Genomic DNA, 20,103 nt, shown 5'->3' with positions numbered 1-20,103 from the left:
GTCGTTGACAATGAAAATTGAAATGGCTGAATTATTTAGTAAAGAACATACAGGCGCAGTGAAATTGCGCAAACAAGTATTAGGTGGAAAAATTGATTGGGATAACGAGAAAAACTTATCCGTTTTTGTTGCAGTGGAAAACGATGAAGTCGTAGGAACTGCAGCGATTCAGTTGTACCCCTTTGGTATCGCGCGTGTTCGCCAAGTGGCGGTTTCACCAGACTATCAAGGACAACATATCGGAGATCAATTGATGAGCAGCCTAGAAGAATTTGCCCAAGAACAAGGACATTTTCGAATCATCTTAACCGGACGTAAAACGGCGCAGCTGTTTTATATGAAACGTGACTATCATCGTGTATTGGGATACTTTACCAAACATGATATTGAATTTATATGGATGACAAAAGTGTTGCCAGCTGTAGAAGTCCCAGTATTTTCAGAAAATTAATGTAAAATTTGTCCGCCTCTCAGTGTTAAAGGAGGAATTGATTATGAAGGAGCTATTTGATCCAAAAAGAAAAGAAGAACCTAAAAAACATACAGCAAAAGAATTTGAAAAATTACGCATCGAACTCGAAGCGAAGTCGCGGTTATTTACCACGTCGCTAGGGATGCTGAGTTATCAAAAATACCACGATCTTTACGATCTTAATTAACAAACAGGAACGTCCGCCATCTCCTAAATATTAAAGGAGACGGTGGACGATTTTTTGTATACCCAGTTCATTTATGGTTGGCTATTTTTAAGTAACGGAATTCATTTTCTATCGATAATATAGAAGAGTATCCTCCTCCATATTATAGCTTTAATGATTTTAGGTATAATATGGATGTTTTTTTCTTTTTATATTATACTTAAATAAGAATTTTATATAATAAATCGAATAAGCGTATTCTATATTATAGAGAAAGGTCGCTGAAAAAATGGGAAGATCAGGACGTTATGAGGAAACGAGAGAAAGACACTCTTATAGGTATTTTGCACCATCACCGTTACCACCAAATCCAGAATTAAATATGAATGAATTAAGTAATACGTTGGCGGAGGCCAGTGAAGCATTAGGAAGATTAAATATGTTAAGTGAATATATCCCTGATATGTCGATATTCCTTTATCAGTATATTAGAAAGGAAGCTGTGCTGTCTTCACAAATTGAAGGGACACAGGCGACTTTAGAAGATATTCTAGACCCTGAAATTGCTGAAAATAAGGAAAAACTAAAGGATGTAGAAGAGGTAGTCAATTATATTACTGCGACCAATTTCGCTTTGGAGCTAGCAGAACAACTTCCTCTTTCCAGTAGATTTCTAAAGGAGGTCCATAAAGAGTTAATGGCAGGGGTCAGGGGGCAAGAAAAAAATCCAGGCGAATTTAGACATTCTCAAAATTGGATCGGACCTCAAGGAAGCACAGTCGCGACTGCCAAATACGTTCCTCCGACTGTTCAAGAGATGGAGAAGGCTTTAAGTGAGTTAGAATCCTATATTCATGGAACGGATACATTGCATCCGCTTGTTCAGGCAGCATTGATTCATTATCAATTTGAGACGATTCATCCATTTTTGGATGGAAATGGTCGCGTGGGTAGATTGTTAATTATTTTATTTCTTTTAGAAAAAGAGGTGATTAAGACGCCCGTTCTCTATATCAGCCTCGAGTTGAAAAGAAATCAATTTGAATACTATGATCGTATGATGGCCGTGAGAACTACTGGCAATTATGAACAGTGGGTAAAATTCTTTTTGGAAGTCGTCACGCATACAGCAAAGAATGCGACTAAAAAAATTGAACAGCTTTCAAAATTAATTGACGTGGATCGGGCAAAAATTGGTGAAAAAAGGTATCGATCAAATACCGTTAAAAATATCTATGAATTTTTATTAAAGCATCCTCTGGTTACTGTTAATGGGCTAGCGGAGTACTTTGATCTAGGCTTCGTCAGCATTAATAATGCTATCAGACAATTAGAAGAACTGGGTATAGTCATTCAAACCACACGTGGAAAACGGAACCGAGTGTTTAGTTATGCGAAGTATTTAGAGATTCTGGAGGATGATACTTTAGTGTAACTAGTGGGTTCAGCGCCAACACATTCGTAAAAATAAGTTGTCATACTAGACAACTTATTTTTACTTTTGAACACTATCTGGCATGCAGCACATGGTGCAGTAGTTGAGAAATAATGATGATAACTACGACTCCGATGATCGCTGTTAATAACGAGTGCTGACCGAACAGCAGCCAAAGGATGATTGCGATGATTTCTAATCCGAAAATAACGTATTTCATTTTGCTTCTCCTCTTTCTAGGTAAGGCAGAGACGATTTTTTATAATACCCAAAGAATAATCGCTTAATGGGATTTGCGTCAAATGGTCTGCTTCTATGAGAAAAGCAAAAAATAACGAATCGAATGTTTTACGTTACGCTTTGGCTTCTTGACAAAAGGAAAAGAACCTGTACTATAGCTTATGAATGTTCACTGGAGGAAGGGGGATGGGACTTGCTTAGAATAAAGAAGATTTTTAACAACAATGTCGTTTTGGTGATCGATACAAAAGGTCTGGAACGGATCTTGATTGGCCGAGGCATCGCGTTTCGTAAAAAGGTTGGCGAAACAGTTGAAAAAGATAAAATCGAAAAAACGTTTGTTGTGGATTCACCGAATGTCGCAGATCGTTTTGTCCAATTGATCGAAGAAGTTCCTATCAACCGACTTGAGATGGTGACATTGATCATCAAGAATGCGGAAGTTGAATTACAGAAAACTTTTGATGGCAACACCTATATCGGCTTGGCAGATCATATCAATTATGCGGTCAATCGGTTTCGAAATGGCGAGCATATTCGCAATGCTTTACTGTTGGAGATCAAGAAGTTTTATCCAAGGGAATACACCGCAGGCATGAATGCGCTAGAAAAGATTACGTATTATGAGGGCATCGAGCTGAATGAGGACGAAGCCGGCTTTATCGCGCTGCACTTCATCAACGGTGGAATGAACAATGATACTGCCCAGACTTTGCTGACGACTGAGATGCTGCAAAAGGTCGTATTGATCGTTGAAGACTGTTTGGGGATCCAGTTGGATACGGAATCGTTGAACTATGTGCGTTTCGTGACCCACTTGAAATTATTCATTCAACGTGTCATAATTAACGAACCGAGACGAGAAGCGGTGCCGGAGATGTTTGACCAGGTGGTTCAATTTTATCCGCGAGCGACGGAAAGTGTCGGTATCATCAAGCACTATTTGCAGGACAAATTGGCTTGTCAGATTTATCCGGAAGAGGAAATGTACTTAATTTTACATGTCCAACGGTTAATTAAATAAACGGGATTGTAACTGATTATGCAGGCAACACCCAAACAAGGGATGAAGAGTCTCTTGTTTGAGTGTTGCCTTTTTTATATTCCAAAAAAGGGGAGAAGCAAGATGGAAAAATATCAAGCACTCGTTTCATTCATTTTGAAAAATGTGGGAGGGAAGGAGAATGTGTTAAGTGTGACGCATTGCATGACCAGGCTGCGTTTTACATTGAAGGATGATTCCTTGGTACAAAAAGAAGAAGTCGTGAAGTCACCTGAAGTCATGAGCGCGCAGTTTGCCAGCGGCCGGTTTCAAGTTGTCGTAGGCACACATGTAGCGGACATTTTTCAAGTGGTGCAGGAACAACTGAACGGCAAATCGGTCGAGGCAGAAGAAGAAAAGAAAGGTTTAGTCAGTACACTGATAGACACGATTACAAAGGTCATTACACCTGTTTTAGGAATTTTGACCGCCTCAGGTCTATTACAGGGTATTCTAGCATTATTAACCGCAACCCATGTTTTATCGATAGATGATGGTGCCTATATTATTTTGCACGCGATGGGACAAGCGGTCTTTTACTTCCTGCCTGTTACGTTAGGCTATACCAGTGCTAAAGCATTCAAAATGAATCCTTTTGTCGGCATGATGCTGGGGGCAACGTTGTTGATTCCAGAGTTGATGACGGGGCTGGTGAGTGGCGACGCATTATACACGTTGTTCAGTGGAACATTGTTCCAAACGCCTGTTTATAATACATTTTTTGGGATTCCGATCCTGTTTCCGGCAACGGGTTATCAATACACCGTGATCCCGATTATTTTTATCGTTTATGTGGGTTCGAAAATTGAAAAATGGCTGAAAAAGGTTGTTCCAGCAGTACTGGCGCACAATGTGAATTCCTTTTTGACGATCCTAATTACGGTTCCTTTAGCTATTTTGATCGTTGGTCCAATCACGAATGTACTTAGCTCATTGATCAGCGCAGGTGTGACAGGTCTATACACGATTTCGCCAGTAATTACCTCGTTAGTCGTGGCTCTACTGTATCAACCATTAGTAATTTTTGGCTTGCATTGGCCGATTTCGGCGATCGGGATTACCAATTTGGCTCAATCAGGGATGGATTACATTTTCCCGATGTCCTTTACAGCCAACTTTGCACAAACAGCCGTGGTATTAGCTGTCTTTTTACGGACACGTTCAAAGGATCAAAAAGCGCTGGCGGTTCCAGCGATGGTTTCAGGGCTGTTCTGCATTATCGAGCCAGCGATCTATGGCTTTAGTTTACCAGTTAAAAAACGCTTCGCTTTCTCTATGATCGGCGGGGCAGTCGGCTCATTGATTTTAGCATTTTCAGCGACAAAAATGTACGCGATGTCCTTTGGGATTCTAGGTTTTGCGGCCTTCATCAATCCTAAAACAGGGAGCATGAATGGTCTGATTCTTGCGATTATCGCCACGATCGCTACCTTTGCGGTGACCTTCATTTTGACCTACATGACCTTTAAAAAGAGCGACGATGTCGTGCAGCCAGAAGAAAAAGAATTAGTCAAAGCAGAAATCCTAGTTTCACCTTTAGAAGGACAAATCAAACCAATCGAAACAGCAGCCGATCCAAGCTTTGCATCAAAAGCATTAGGCAGCGGCTTCGTAGTTATTCCAGAAAAAGGCGACGTAGTTTCACCAGTCAACGGGACTATTGAAACGGTTTTTCCGAGCGGACATGCGATCGGAATCATTAGCGATACAGGAATAGAAGTGCTGATCCACATTGGGATCGATACTGTTGAGTTGGATGGGGCAGGCTTTACCCCATTAGTAGAAAAAGGTCAGAGCGTGGTTCAAGGGGAAAAAATCCTAGAGGTGGATTTGGAAAAAATTACCAAGGCCGGTTATTCTATTGAATCCTTTGTAACAGTGACTAACTCAGACCAATTTTTAGACGTTCTTTGCCAGCAAGACGGCAGTATAAAATTCAATGATAAAATATTAACAGTGATTCCATTTAACAATCAAACAGAGCTTAATAATTTAGCGGAGGTTCAATAAAATGAGAGAGAGAATTTGGGGCGTTTTAGCAGGCGGAGCATTAGGGGACGCGCTAGGAATGCCGACAGAATGCTGGTCGCAAGAAAAAATCCGCCAGCATTTTCCCAACGGAGTAACGGAATTAATCGCCTCAAACGAAAATGACGTCTTTGGTCGTAAAATGGCAGCAGGAGCAATCACCGATGACACATTGAACGTCTTGATGATCCTATCTATGATCAAGAAAAACCAGGGACAGATCCGAGTGGCAGATTACATCGCAGAGCTGCGGGAATGGAACGACCATTCTCCCGTTTCAGCCTTTGTCTCAGGACCGTCGACACTAAAAGCGTTAGAAAAAATCGCCCAAGGTGTGCCGATCGAGGAAACAGGTGTCACGGGAACAACGAATGGTGCTTCGATGAAAATTGCGCCCATCGGCTTAATCAGCGACTATCACGATTTGCCTGCACTAGTAAAAAATGTCGCGGAAATCTGTTTACCAACGCATAATACAAAGATCGCGATCGCCGGTGCCGGTGCGGTAGCAGCAGCCGTTAGCTACACCGTTCGAGGCGGCCAATCAATCGCAGAGATATGGTCGTTGGCCTTTGAAGCGATTAATACCGCCAAAGAATACGGGTATGATTTTCCAGCAGCGTCTTTAAGCTTCCGCATGAATCAAGCACGAAAGATCCTGCGTCAAGAAGAAGACGAACAACTGATTCTCCAACGCTTATATGAAGAGATCGGTACCGGAATGGAGACGATCGAAACAATTCCAAGCGCATTTGTCATCGTGGAATTAGCCAAAGGTGATCCATTAAAAGCCGCACAATTAAGTGCGTCAGTCGGTTGGGATACCGATACCATCGGAGCCATCAGCGCAGCGATTTGCGGAGGAATGAATCCAACTCTGCCAAAAGAAATGATCCAGCAAATTGAAGAGGTCAATCAGTTAGATTTTGATCAATTGACGGAAGAATTATTGCCGTATGTGAAGTAGAAATGAATAGTAAAAGAGACGTCCAAGAGGGGCGTCTTTTTTTATTCAAAAAAAACGATCGTTATCATTAAAACATAAAAATATAGTGATTATTTGATTGCAAAAGTGGAAATAAATTAATTGATTTATTTTGTGGTAAAAATGTTACTGTCATGTTATGAACATATAATAAAAAAGCATCTTTTCTGCCGTTGAAAGGATGCCTTTTGTCTGCCTTCTTTGAAGATAGTGGCTTATCTTCTTTGAAAAGTATTCAAATACTTACCTAGTCTTACAAAAAACTAGAAATGTTTGGAACTAATTGAAATATATTAACTTATTTGTTTGATATATAAAAATCATTTCATAAGGCAATTATATATTATTGGTTAATAATAGGCAATATGATTCATAAAAATAATTATTTTTAAATAAAGCGATGATAACAAACTAAGACGTATCTATTCATTACTGTATTATTGTAAAGATAAAAATGAAAAGAAACCTAGTATACGCCGTCTGTTACGCCGTCAAAAATTGGAGGAAATAGTAGTGCGAAAAGGTGAGAATATTTATCTGCGAAAAGATGGTCGCTGGGAAGGTCGTTTTCCAAAAGGAAGAAAAAGCGACGGGAGAATAAAGTACGGCTATATATATGGAAAGAATTATTCCGAAGTAAAAAGAAAGCTTTATCCGTTACGCATCCATTATCAATCTTTGCAGCAAATTCAAGGTCATTCAGCCGAAACCTTCGAGGAATGGACATCGGAATGGCTAATAGAGGTGCAGGATGAGGTAAAACCATCCACATTGTCTAGTTACTATTATAAGCTGACGAAATATATTTTTCCTACACTAAAAGATATCCCCTTGAATGAGTTATCAATTGAAATTGGAAAAAATGTGCTTAGTGAACTTCAGAAAAAATTGGCTAAATCAACTGTCCAAGTCGTCTTTCGAATCCTTAATAAATGTTTGAATCATGCAAAAAAATGCGGAAAGCTTACAATGAATCCATTTTCTGAATTAAAGATACCAAAGGCTAAACAGAATAAAATCCGAGCATTAACACGATCAGAACAAAAAAGAATGATGGAAACCGCCACCAAAGAAAAGAAAGGCCATGGAATTCCTGCCCTATTAGCCTTGTATTCTGGGATGCGCATTGGTGAAATTGCCGCTTTAAAATGGGAGAACATTGATTTTGAGGCCAATCTAATCTATGTCAATCACACGTATCAACGAATCTCCATGATAGGTCCGTCGAAAAAAACACAACTGCTTTTAGCAGATTCCAAAACAGAAGCGTCTATCCGGGTGATTCCAATCAGTAAGACGCTAAAAAAATTACTAGTAACTCATCGTAAGCAAACAAAAGGGCCTTTTGTCTTCTCAGTAAACGGGCAACCCTGTGAACCGCGCTTATTGACTCATCATTTTCATCGGATTCGCAAAAAAGCTGAACTTGTTAACATTCATTTTCATCAACTAAGACACACCTTTGCGACACGCTGTCTGGAAGCTAATAAAGATATTTCTTCTGTGAGCGCTCTTTTAGGGCACGCATCGACACAAATGACGCTAGATACGTATGTGGATGCAATGCTGGAGCAAAGACACCGGGTGATCAAGGAATTAGATCGTTTGATCAGTTGACGAAGGATGTAACTGGTTTCAAAAAAGAAATAATGAACTTTTGGTGTATTTCTTTTTCTTTTTCAGAGTAAGCGCTTACTTTGGGTGCTTTTTTTATCAAAAGAAAGAAATACTTTAAAAAGGAGGGTTCTCAATAAATATAAAGTACAAATAATAATCGTAAAAAATTTTAGCCGTCATTCGTCGTCAAAAAGTCCTCAAATCCTTTGATACAAAAAGGATTTGAGGGCTTTTCTAGTTTTTTGTAAGACTAAGAATAAAATACGTTAGTCATATGCTGGAAATAAAGGGTTTTAACTAGAATGATGAACTTATTGGAAATTTTGAAAGGAGGTATGTTTATCGAAGGACAGACATACTAATTTTTATTGGTTTCCATTACCAAGAAGAAAAATCTTCATTATAAGTAATGGAAAATAAATGATTGAAAAATGGCGGCAACCTTTTTCATCTATTTTAACTAATTTAGGAATAAAAAACAAAGAAGAGCAAAGGAGCTTATTATGAAAAATAAGAAAAAGTGGATAAGTAAAGCAGCAATGACTTTGGGGGTACTAACAGTATTGGGGTCAGCGGGTGCTGGATTAGGATCAGTTGCATATGCAACACCAGATATTCCATATGTAAGTACTAATGCGTTATCAGATAATACTTCTGATCGTACGATTACTCTTTGGAAATATGAAATTAAAAGTTCAGCTGAATTGGGAGAACGTGGAGACGGTGAAAAATTAGATCCGGCAACTGCTCCTGATCTAGTTGGAAAAAAACTAATGGGAGATGTTGAATTTGAAATAGTCCGCGTTATTCCTAAGAAAGATGGTTCGGGTAACTATTACAAATTAGATGATCCTACAAAGCAAGTAGAAGGAACACATTATGATGTAGACTCTAGTTTCGCAGCAGTTAAGCAAAAAACTGGAGATCATACAACAGGAGCTAATTTTGGTAAAACTACTTTTAATGTTGGTAATGGAAAAGCAACGGATGGCATCTATCTGATCCGTGAAGTTCCGAATGGCAGCGGGGATTATACCTATACTGATGAAAATGGTGATTCTAAAAAGGTTGCAACTCCGATGGCACCATTCTTTGCTTATTTACCACAAACCAAACGTGACAATGAAGACAAATTAATTTATGACGTACATGTTTATCCAAAGAATATTGTCAACGATACTTCTGCTGATAAAACAGTTGAAGGACAAAAAGGTTATTCCATTAAAGCTGGACAACCCTTCCAATGGGAAGCCTCTGTTAAGTTACCAACTGGGTTGTATTTCGAAGCTAAAGAAGATATGACAATCACAAACGTATATGACAAAGACGGCAATGCATTACCGGATAAAACAGTAAGTGCGGGTGATGAAGTTTATGCTAATCACTTCTATATTCATGATGCTCTTAACAAAGCCCTTCATTTAGATGATGTTGAGGTTGAAGTTTTTGATGGTACTAATTGGGTGAAACTAACATTAAATACAGATTATGAAGTGTTTAAAAATAGTAGTGCTACTGCTGAGGCGGCTCATCCTATCACTAATACGAATGGTGCGGTAACAGACATTCAGATTGAGTTAACAGAAGCCGGGATGAAGAAAGTTGAAGGAAACTATACGGATATTCGTGCCATCTATCATACACATACAGATGTAGATTTTAATGGAGTAATCGAAAATGAATTCAATACTGGTTATTTGATTCCTGGTCAAAAGCCAGTGGATACTCCAAGTGAAAATAATCCTGAATATTTTGATGGAGGATTCACGATTGATAAGACAGAAGAAGATAAGACTCAGAAATTAGCCGGTGCAGAATTCTATATTGCTACTAGTGAACAAAATGCAAAAGATAAAAAGTTCTTAGCATCGAATGGCGAATCGTATACCCTGAATGACGATGGTTCAGCCACTCCGGCATTACCAACAGGGGTGACATTCTTAACGGATACGACTGATGCTAGTGGTCATGCACAATTTGATGGGTTAGCACTGAACTGGTATACAGATACGAACACCAATGGAAAGCAAGACAAAGATGAACCAACTTGGTCACACGCAGATATTGAAAGAGATTACTGGTTAGTGGAAACAAAATCACCAGATGGCTTTGAATTATTAAAAGATCCAATCAAAGTGACGGTGAAAATTGACCCAGCAGATGTGACTGTGCACGTAGAAAATAAATCACAAACCAAACTACCATTCACTGGTGGCACTGGCACAATGTTAATGATCATCATCGCAATTGGCGCTATCACAATTGGTACAGCAGCAATTGCCATTGATAAAAAACGTCGTCACGCTTAAAAATGGGGCAGAAAGGAAGGACAGACCATGCGCGAGAAATTCAAACAAAAGCCAATAGTCGCAGTTCTTCTTCCCATGACTCTTCTTTTGGGAGTAGTGATACTGATTGCTACTTCCATTGGTCCATTATTGAATGCCGCGTTAGAAACACCGTTGGTACTATTGGAAAATGAAGAAGGGAACCGAGTAGAAAAGTTCAAAACGAAAGAAGAATCCGAAAATCTTAAGCTGATAGCTAAAGAGGATGGAATTTTTGAGTTGAAATATGATGAAAATTTTTTTGCTGTTCCACTCAATGACAAGAAGGAAGATATTTCGTTACCAATCTATCAGAAAGCAGATCTAGAATCGCAGACAGTAAAAGATATATTCAAAAAAATAGCCGATGATGCTGCAGAATTTTACGATGGAGAGGAAAATGAAGCTGAAAAAAAGGTTACTTGTATTCAAGTGATGGAGAGTGAAACAAAAGGATCCATATACTTTGAGTTTACAAAGGATCAGAAACAGTGGGTAAAGTTTCAAAGAAAAATTTCTTCAGCGATAGATATAAAAGTGATAAATGTTAGTAATCCGAATCAGGTACAACAACTTTTTCAATTTGAAGCGTTAGATCAAGCATTGGTTGAACCAGATACTAGTCTAGAAGTAGTAGAAACTAATTCTACCCAGAAAACTGAAGAAGTAAAAGAATCCAGCAAGAAAAAAGAACCAAAGAAAGAGACGGATTCCTCTAAAGAAAAGAAAGAAGTAGCCACACTCGAAAGTTCTGAAACTTCTGACTCGAAAGTACAGGAAGAGAAGAAAGAACAATCCGAAGAAAGTAAGCAGAAAGAGCCTGGAAAAGATAAAGAAGAAACAAAAAAAACAGACTCTCCAGAAGAAGTAGAGCTTCCAAAGATAGGAACAGCCAAGAGTTATGAAAAAATCTTGGCCGTTGAAACGGTTGAAACAAAATCTTCATTGGATAAGTTATTAAAGGCTAATTATGAATCAGATGATTCACTTAAAAAGCCAAAGTATCTAACTGATTCTAATAATGATAGTAGAACAAAATCAAAGTCTTCTAAAGCAAGTAAGCCAATTATCGTTCGTGATGTAAACATTTCTGTGAGGACAGGAACAGCATCTTTTGATTCAGATAATGTAGCGGGTCATGATTCATCGGAGACGAACGATATCGTTCGTTCATTTGACCAGGTCAGCTATCTAATCTCTTTTTCAATCCAAAATACAGAATTATTAACGAAATATAAAAATATTCGGTATCGAGTAATCAGTACATTGGATAATGCGATAGAAATCAAAGATGGCACACCAAAAAACAATGGAGAGATTGCTAACGGAACTTATATAGATAAACCTGGGGGGACCGGTGCTGAATATTCAGAAGGAGTTATGGAATCAGTTATTAGTGACACTGGACAGGTCTTTGTCCCAGTCATTATGAATGTCTATGGTGCTGAAAATGGTCAAAAGCTACGTCCTGAATTTAAATTAGAGATCGTTGATGCTACAAACGTAGAATCAGGTGATCTTGAAACGTTCAATAATCAATATGATTCATCCGCTCTTTCAAAATTGAAAGTAGCCGATACAATCGTTTCTGCAAAACCATCTGTGGGTGTTCAGATGGTCGCTGGAGAAGTTGTTTCTGGGACTACTGTAGGTGTAAGTGCAAGTAGTGTTAGTGGATATGATGTAGGTGTTACTACAGCATTGAAGCCTTTACCTGGACGGGCTTCTGGAGATTACAGAGGATCAACGTATCCTAAAGGTGCAATTACTTATACGATTAAGTTAAAAGGTACTTATCAAAGAAGCGGTACAACCTACACGATGAATACTAGCCAGTACACGCCAATGTATTGTCATGGTTATGCAGCAGCGTTAAAGACGAGATCAACGGCAGACTGGACCAAAATTTCGACTGTTCAAGAAGGGGACTTTAAGAAACCTCTTGCTATACCCCATGGAATAACAAAAGGACTCTATACTTCACAACCAACGGGAGATCTTTCTAAAATAGGGGTCTATGATTCAGGAAAATTCAGTGGAGGCAATACTACAACAAGTGGAACCCCGTTCTCTAATACGGGGTATGCAGGAGTATTAAATCCCTATACGTATAACATGACGGGAAATCGAACACAGAGTGCCACAGATAAGAGTTTTTCGAGTTTGGAAGTAGTTTATGCATGGGATAAAACAACCACTTACAATTTAGGAAGTGCTAATGGTTGGAATCGATATGATATGTCACTGTATATCGATTCTGTAAGTTACGATGGGCTCACAACAGCTACAGACACGAGTGTAACCTATCCTACAATTATTACAGGTGGAGGAGGTTATGTTGGAGGGCCTATATTTACTAAAGCCACCAATCCTGATAAAACTACGGGAATGATCAGTCTTGATTTGAATCATACATGGACAGGTGTCAATACAGGAAACTCCAGATTGAATCAAGGTGATTCAATCTATCTATCTAATTTTAATATGACAACTAACCCAAGTGTCCAAGAATTGAAAGCAATACTGATGTGGGATGCAAGCGCATTTGAATATGATCAAACCAGGAAGCCCTTTATCGATACAGGAGAAGAACAAAGTAATCTGGATATAACCTATCGTTATGGTGTCGCTCGTGCGGCAACGGATACTCCTCCATACACCATGAAAGTACTCCCCTATAATACAACGAGAGGTAAATACCTCTGGTATAGTTCACCTGTTACTGCAGCAAATGCGGCTGGTGGAATATCGGCTGTGGAGATATCTGTTAAAACGTACAAGGATTCAAACTCATTGCTAGCTTATCCAAGAATCCCCGTTACTGTAATCGGAACTCCGGGAAATAAAACTCCAAAAGGGAATCCAATAACAGTGTTACAAGCAAGCCAGTTTAATGATAGAAATGGGAGTATACATCATGATCCAGTAGGGGCTTCAGGAGCTACTTACCAACCAACTATCTACGATTCCAATGGTAATGCAACATCTATTCCAGAAGGTTATTGGAGTTGGACAGGAAATACTGCCTACATCGAAAAATTTAATATCACAACTAAAACAGATGTGGAGCAATCAGTTTATCAAACGCCAGATGAAATAAAAATAAAGGTGAATGGAGTTTTGTCTGGGAGCGATTCTGTTAAATATGATGGCGCACTAAATACTACTTTACCTAAAGGAATAAACTATAAACTTGGTTCTGCAAAAGATGCATATGGGGCCCCGTTACCAGATCCTGCAGCTACAACAAATGGCGATGGTACCACAACTTTACGGTGGTCATTTAAAGAGATGCCCCTGAGTACAGGCGTAGAGGTCAATTTCTCGGCGACCTCTGATTTTACACAACTAACGTTTAAAGACACTGGTTATACTGAAAATCTTACGGTAAAAACTGTTGGTGAGATGTGGGTTACTGGTTCACCAAGTAATAAGGACAAGGCGGCGGAAAGTGTTCGTTCATCGACTGATGTGTTTATAGAACATCTGATTCAGCAAGTTGTGCTTAGTAAAACAGCGAATAGGCCATCTATTGAAGTTGGCGAAAATGATCCGGTCGGAGTAGATGGGGTGTCAATTACCTATAAAATAAATTTAGTTAATGAGAGTGTCACTCCAATTCCCAATGCAAAGCTATTGGATGTATTACCTTATGATGGGGATTCTCGAGGGACTAATTTTCATGGGAAATATGTAGTAGAAGAAGTAAAGGTAAACGATTCAAAAGCTAAAATTACGTATACAAACAATTCAATTAATGAATCAACTGATCCAAACAGCATATCAGGTTGGAGCAGCTATACACCAGGTACTAGTTCCGTTTCTTCTATAAAGAATGCAAAAGCATTTTTAGTTACTTATTCAATGCTTGGTGTAGGAGACAATATAGAATTAACGGTTAGAATTCGACCTGAAAATCAAAAGGCAGGAGACGTATACATTAATAATGCTTCAATGAATTCTGATCTAAATCTACCTGTCAATTCTCAAACGGCTGTCACACGAGTATATGGTCGTGATCTCACAGGTTATGTTTGGTATGACGATGATTATGACGGGTTGATTGGCACAAAGAAAGATGGTACTCCAGAATCACCAACGGGAAATATCCCGGTGAAATTGTATCGAACGAGTCAGTTTGATAAGTCATACAAAAAGCAGTTGGTTAAGGAAAGCTTAACGGGTGAGAAATTTGTTGATAGTTCTGGAGACTCATTAATAAAAACCGATTCAAATGGGAAATACAAGTTTGAAAATCTGCCTGAAGGGGAATACCTCGCAGAATTCATGATAGGCGATTTAGTGGTTCAAAAAATCGTGATTGTCACCAAAGATCATATCGGAAGTGACCCGAAATTGAATTCTAAAGCGGATCAAACGACGTACAAAACGCCAGAATACAATCACCCTGAGTTGAAAGATTTGCCAACGCTTCTGACCGGAACGGACAAAGTGCGCCACGTCACCGATGTGAATGCTGGGTTAACACCGCTATCCAAAATCCGTGTATTTAAGTATGAAGAAGGCACGGCTGTTGACAGCGATGGGGATGGAAAATTGAGTGAGGCGGAAATTGAAGCGACTGGTAAGCCATTAAAGGATGCAGAATTTGACCTTTACGAAGGAAACAGTACAAATGCTACGAATAAGATTGGTTCTGCTAAGACAGATAAAAATGGTTGGTTAGAGTATATCGGACTTCCACCGGGAGACTATACGCTTGTCGAAACGAAAGCACCAGACGGTTTCGAGTTATTGAAGGATCCAATCAAGGTAACCATACCAACTTATAACTATATCGCAAAAGTTCATGTTTCCGATAACGGACAGACAAAATTACCATTCACTGGTGGAACCAAAGCGATGCGCATCATCTTGATCGTATCGGCGAGTCTACTAGTGATTGGGATGACCGGAGTATTCTTGCATTTTCGACCGATCAAAGTAAGAGGAGGAAGATAAAATGAAAAAACTACGTCGTTTGTTGTTCTGTTTGTTTGTTTTCTCCCTGAGCTTTGGTGGGGTGGTGTCTGCTCATACCGAAGCAGAGACTGCGGAAAGTGTCGGAACGACTGAAAATACCGGCTCCGGGTATTCGATCTTTATCCAAAAATACAAGATCGTGGATTTTGCGAAGATCGCAGAAACAATGCCGCTTGATGGAACCAAAGTTGACCAAGTGAAAGATGCCGATGGCAAGAACCTTGATCCGCTGCCCGGAATGTCTTATGAGATTACTCGGGTGACACCGATCCAAGGCGCTTCCGGCTTTGAACCTGTTCAAGGGGATGGCGCGTTTCACACGACCATCACGACCGATGAAAAAGGGCTCGCCCATGCGGGGGAGCTGGCTCAAGGGATGTACCAGATTGTTGAGAAAGAGCACGAACAGCTCAAAGATGTGATGGAACCCGTGATCGTCGAGCTGCCCTTTCCCCAACAGACTGGTGAACCGTTGAATGAAGTTTATATCTATCCGAAATCCAGTGTCTTAGGTACGACCCCTAAATTACCTGTGACGAAAGGACCGGATGGCAAGCCGATACCTGTAGTGGTCGACGAAAAAGGCGAGATCAAGAAATTGCCGCAAACCAGTGGAAACATTGGCACGGCTCAAGTTTTATTATGGATCTTGGCGATGATTGTGACTATGGGCGGAGTTGGAATGGTGAGTATTCACCGCAAGAAAGATGTTTTTTAAGAATTAGATCATGCATCATCAGTGAAGAAAGAATCTTGGATGCGTAAGTAGTGGTGTCCTTGATTCTTTCTTTCAAATTGTAAATCTCTATTGGAAAGAAGGCCCTGTCATGAAGAAAACGAAAAGAAAGCATTCCTTTTTGAAGATTTTCGCGATCCTCATGATCGTAGGCGGCGTCTTAACCTTGCTTTATCCTATCGTAGGGAACTATTTAGCCAATCGCGAACGTAGTGAAGCGGTATCTGAATACGACGACACCATGAAAAAAATGTCGCAAAAAGAAAAAGATAAACAATGGAATTTGGCCAAGGCCTATAACGAATTTATCTACAACAAGCAAGAGGGCTCGCCTAAAGGGGAACCCGTTGTTTACAACAAAATCATGAAGCAGGGCGATGTGATGGGAACCGTCGATATTCCTGCGATTGATATCAAACAAATGCCTTTTTTTCACGGCACCTCCTTCAAAACATTGGAAAAAGGTTTGGGGCATTTTGAACCAACCTCGATCCCAGTGGGAGGAAAGAATACGCATTCGGTGATTACTGGACACAGTGGAGTTAAGAACCAAGTGCTCTTTACTGATATCCGTAATTTAAAAGAAGGCGATTTGTTTTTTATCAATATTTTAGGCAAACGCTTGGCCTATGAGATCGATTCCTTTGAAGAAATCCTGCCGAGTGATGTCGATAAGGTCAAGATCCATAAAGGCAAAGATAAAGTCACGTTACTGACCTGTACTCCGCCGGGAATTAATACCTTTCGGTTGTTAGTGACCGGGCATCGAGTGAGCTATAACGCGGCGGTTCAGAAGAAAGTCAAGAAACGCAATACGTGGAGTTATCAAAATATTGTTTTAGCGACACTGGGATTAAATGTTGCGATCTTTGCATTATTGATGGGACTATATCGACGATTCATCAAACGCTTCCGCTCCGATGATCCGGAAGTCGTTCGTAAAGCTAGGAAAAATCTGAAACGACTGTTCTTTGTTACAAAAACTCTCTTCATCCTTCTCTTTGTCACTATGATGGCAGTGATGATGACGTCAATCTATGGCTATCTGCATATGGAACAAGAGCCTGCTTCCGCGGCCGTCAATATCGGGCAAAAAGAAGAATTGAACGCTTACAATATCGACAAGATTGATGAGGCAAACTATGGCGAGAAACAAATCGCCAGTGTCAAAATCGCTGACTATGCCAAAGCCAAATCAGTCGTCCAAAATACCACCAACAATTGGGGTATCGGGAAGATTGTGATTCCTGATGTGTCGATTGATCTGCCAATCCTTGCAGGAATGGCGAATGAAAATCTGTTAACCGGAGCGGCAACTTATCGCTCCGACCAACAATTGGGACGGGGAAACTATGTTGTCTTAGCCCATAACATCTTTGATAAAGATGTTTTACTGCTTCGTATCGAAGACTTGAAAAAGGGTCAGTTGATCTATGCGACGGATTTCAAAAACGTGTATGTTTACGAGGTTTCTTTGAACAAGATTATTGAAGAAACAGAGATTTCGTATGTTGAAAAGGAGCCGAAAAACGGCATTGCCAAACTGACCCTCTTACGCTGTGAAGGCGATATTGGGACAATCTATCGGCGTCTTGTTCAAGGAAATCTCAAGAGTGTGCAGCCCTTGCATGATGCCAAAGAAGATCTGTTCAAGGAAATGAAACTCAAACGAGACGATGGAAAAATCGATGGCACGATCTTGAAAGACGACCCCGTCTCTGAACCCGAACGGGTAAGTATGACCTTGGCAGCCAAGATCATTTCTGATCCGATGCAGACCGTCGTTCCCTTGTTCTTATTATTTTTATTACCGATTTTATTCTTTAGTTTGATTTAGAAAGGAACCAGTGCATGAAAAAGATAGTGATAGGTGTTTGTGGGATTCTCGTTTTTATTGGCGGACTTGCTGGTCTGCGCAGTGGTGTATTGAAAGCGGGAGAACTCACCCAAGAATCCTCTTTAATAGTAGAAACAGGAACGGCAGAGAGTGCAGTTTCCGTTCCAGAAAGCAGTGAAATGCCTGCGAATGAAGGCGTGGTACCGGATTCTGAAGTTGTAGCACCAGTTGAGGAGAAATCAGAAGTAGCAGAAGAAGAACCGCCAGTACCAGTGGAACCATCGGTAAGTTCAGAATCAACACCCTCGACTTCGTCAGAACCTGATTCTTCTGAAAGCAGTACAGAAGAATCATCAAGCAGTACAAGTTCATCGGTTTCTTCGTCTAACACAAGTACATCAAGTTCGACGAAGCCTTCAAGTAGTTCGTCAACGTCGAGTAGCACAAAACCGAGCAGTACGCCATCAACTAGTACGAAGCCAAGCAATACTAAACCGAGTGCAACAACGCCAAGCAGCTCTGTGCCGACACAACCGTTTACCAGTCCTAGTAAGGAAGAACCAAAACCGCCGAGTACGCTGGTACCCGTGTTTCCAAGCTCACCTGCGGCAACAGCTCCTGCCACACCGGCGTATTCAAGTGTTCAGGAATATTCCTTTGTTGCACCGAGTGCACCGGAGGCATTCTCGGAAACGAGTAATTTGAAGCTGCCAAGTGAGTTGAAGACAACGGAAGTTGCGCAATCAGATTTGAAAGGGTTCGAGCTGCCGTTACTAAGCAGTTTCAAAAATAAAGCTCATGCGGCAGTGATCTATGAAGGGATCAAACAGCTAGGCACAGAACAAGAAGAAAACTATGACGCAAAACAATTAGCGACAGATATGTATCAGAACTTATTCGATTTGGAAATCACAGGAACACCCGAAAAAATGCCGGAAGAAATCACTGTCGGGAGTCTGTTGTATCAAAAGAAGAAGGACAAGAATGTTCTACTAGGTGTCTACATTGGTGAGGACTATTACTTAGCCGTTGATGATGTAGAGATTGATGAGGAAGAAACGACAAAGAACTCTTCAACTGAGGCAGCCACAACTGAAGAATCAACTAAAACCTCTAACTCAGAATCAACAGAAGAAACAAAAAAAGAAACTCAACGTCAAGTAGTCGTTGAATCGATCGATTTAGAAGACGATCTCTTCGTCCAAGAGTTACCTGAGAAAACCACCTTGACCGAACACGGCGAACAAGTCTTAGCGGAGTATCCAGCTTCAATGAACTTCACCAAAAATGAAGGAGCGAAAAAATTCATCGAGACAGTCGGAGAAGATGCGCAGAAGTTGGGACAAGAATACGATGTCTTTGCGTCCGTGATGATTGCTCAAGCGTTGTTGGAAAGCGGTTCTGGAACAAGCAGTTTGTCTTTAGCGCCGAATCATAATTTGTTTGGGATCAAAGGCACCTACCAAGGCCAATCGGTTTCGATGGCGACCCAAGAAGATCGCGGGAATGGGGAATTGTATTCCATCAACTCCGCCTTCAGAAAATATCCGAATTTCGCGGCTTCCTTAGGCGATTACGTCGAACTATTACGTGGTGGGATTTCGGGAAATAACAGCTATTACCAACAAACATGGCGTTCGACTGCCAAGAATTATCTTCGGTCGACGAATGCTTTAACAGGGACTTACGCGACCGATACCACTTATGGGCAGAAGCTGAACTCGATTATCGCTCTGTATCATTTGACCCAATACGATCAAGTAAAAAACGATGGAAATTCTGGTGTCTTTATTAAGGGTAAGGAAGAAATTCCAGAAGAATATAAAAGCAGGATGAAATACCCAGACTACAATGGCGTAGATTACAACCGTTCCGGTTCTTATCCGGTGGGTCAATGTACGTGGTATGCCTTCAATCGGGTAAATCAATTGGGCAAAACAGTCGATGACTACATGGGCAATGGTGGAGAATGGGCAACCAAAGGTAAAGCACTGGGGTATGAAGTTAGTCAAAAACCGAAAGCCGGTTGGTTGATTTCCTTCAAGCCAGGCACGGCTGGATCAGATCCGAGATACGGGCATGTGGCATTCGTGGAAGTGGTACGGCCAGAAGGTATCTTGATTTCTGAAGGAAATGTCTACGGCGGAACAGTCATCTCGTATCGTGTAATCGATACAGCGTTAGCGACTTCAGATCAAGTTTCGTATATCAAAGCAAAGTAAAAGGAGCACCGTA

The 20,103-nt window shown here is 40.4% G+C and carries 13 protein-coding genes; 12 read left to right on the top strand and 1 reads right to left on the bottom strand.

Features of this window, described 5'->3' with window-relative positions; genetic code table 11:
• The first annotated feature begins 10 nt into the window (after window positions 1–10).
• The 3 genes from I585_RS15250 (at window position 11) to I585_RS15245 (ending at window position 2,073) form a co-directional block, all read left to right on the top strand.
• Complete coding sequence (locus I585_RS15250; RefSeq protein ID WP_010741562.1) at window positions 11–451, top strand: GNAT family N-acetyltransferase; 441 nt, start codon at window positions 11–13, stop codon at window positions 449–451.
• Between the two features lie 43 nt (window positions 452–494).
• Window positions 495–659: a hypothetical protein gene (locus tag I585_RS23445; RefSeq protein ID WP_010741561.1), complete on the top strand. Its 165-nt coding sequence runs from the start codon at window positions 495–497 to the stop codon at window positions 657–659.
• A 268-nt stretch (window positions 660–927) separates the two neighbouring features.
• Entirely contained in the window at window positions 928–2,073 is a 1,146-nt protein-coding gene (locus tag I585_RS15245) for a Fic family protein (protein ID WP_010741560.1), read from the top strand.
• A gap of 73 nt (window positions 2,074–2,146) precedes the next feature.
• Here the strand turns inward: I585_RS15245 and I585_RS23440 are convergent, their stop codons facing one another.
• The gene (locus tag I585_RS23440) at window positions 2,147–2,293 is read right to left on the bottom strand and encodes a hypothetical protein (protein ID WP_010741559.1); all 147 of its coding nucleotides are present in this window, start codon (window positions 2,291–2,293) and stop codon (window positions 2,147–2,149) included.
• 213 nt (window positions 2,294–2,506) lie between these two features.
• Here I585_RS23440 and I585_RS15240 point away from each other — a divergent pair, with 213 nt between their 5' ends.
• The 9 genes from I585_RS15240 (at window position 2,507) to I585_RS15200 (ending at window position 20,090) form a co-directional block, all read left to right on the top strand.
• Window positions 2,507–3,337: a PRD domain-containing protein gene (locus tag I585_RS15240; protein ID WP_010741558.1), complete on the top strand. Its 831-nt coding sequence runs from the start codon at window positions 2,507–2,509 to the stop codon at window positions 3,335–3,337.
• A 102-nt stretch (window positions 3,338–3,439) separates the two neighbouring features.
• A complete protein-coding gene (locus I585_RS15235; RefSeq protein WP_010741557.1) occupies window positions 3,440–5,365 on the top strand; it encodes a beta-glucoside-specific PTS transporter subunit IIABC in 1,926 nt (641 codons plus the stop codon).
• A 1-nt stretch (window position 5,366) separates the two neighbouring features.
• Complete coding sequence (locus I585_RS15230) at window positions 5,367–6,350, top strand: ADP-ribosylglycohydrolase family protein (RefSeq protein ID WP_010741556.1); 984 nt, start codon at window positions 5,367–5,369, stop codon at window positions 6,348–6,350.
• Window positions 6,351–6,881: 531 nt separating this feature from the next.
• Entirely contained in the window at window positions 6,882–7,985 is a 1,104-nt protein-coding gene (locus tag I585_RS15225) for a tyrosine-type recombinase/integrase (protein ID WP_010741555.1), read from the top strand.
• 503 nt (window positions 7,986–8,488) lie between these two features.
• Complete coding sequence (locus I585_RS22970; protein ID WP_010741554.1) at window positions 8,489–10,294, top strand: SpaH/EbpB family LPXTG-anchored major pilin; 1,806 nt, start codon at window positions 8,489–8,491, stop codon at window positions 10,292–10,294.
• A 27-nt stretch (window positions 10,295–10,321) separates the two neighbouring features.
• The gene (locus I585_RS15215; RefSeq protein ID WP_010741553.1) at window positions 10,322–15,274 is read left to right on the top strand and encodes a SpaA isopeptide-forming pilin-related protein; all 4,953 of its coding nucleotides are present in this window, start codon (window positions 10,322–10,324) and stop codon (window positions 15,272–15,274) included.
• Between the two features lies 1 nt (window position 15,275).
• Window positions 15,276–16,013 (top strand): pilin N-terminal domain-containing protein, encoded by a 738-nt coding sequence (locus tag I585_RS15210; protein WP_010741552.1) that lies wholly within the window; start codon window positions 15,276–15,278, stop codon window positions 16,011–16,013.
• A 109-nt stretch (window positions 16,014–16,122) separates the two neighbouring features.
• A complete protein-coding gene (locus I585_RS15205) occupies window positions 16,123–17,868 on the top strand; it encodes a sortase family protein (RefSeq protein ID WP_010741551.1) in 1,746 nt (581 codons plus the stop codon).
• A gap of 14 nt (window positions 17,869–17,882) precedes the next feature.
• A complete protein-coding gene (locus tag I585_RS15200; protein WP_010741550.1) occupies window positions 17,883–20,090 on the top strand; it encodes a glucosaminidase domain-containing protein in 2,208 nt (735 codons plus the stop codon).
• Window positions 20,091–20,103 lie beyond the last annotated feature (13 nt).

It is taken from the genome of Enterococcus malodoratus ATCC 43197, from assembly GCF_000407185.1.
In the GTDB taxonomy this organism is placed as follows: Bacteria; Bacillota; Bacilli; order Lactobacillales; family Enterococcaceae; genus Enterococcus_A; species Enterococcus_A malodoratus.
This window is presented reverse-complemented; position numbering and strand designations above follow the sequence as displayed.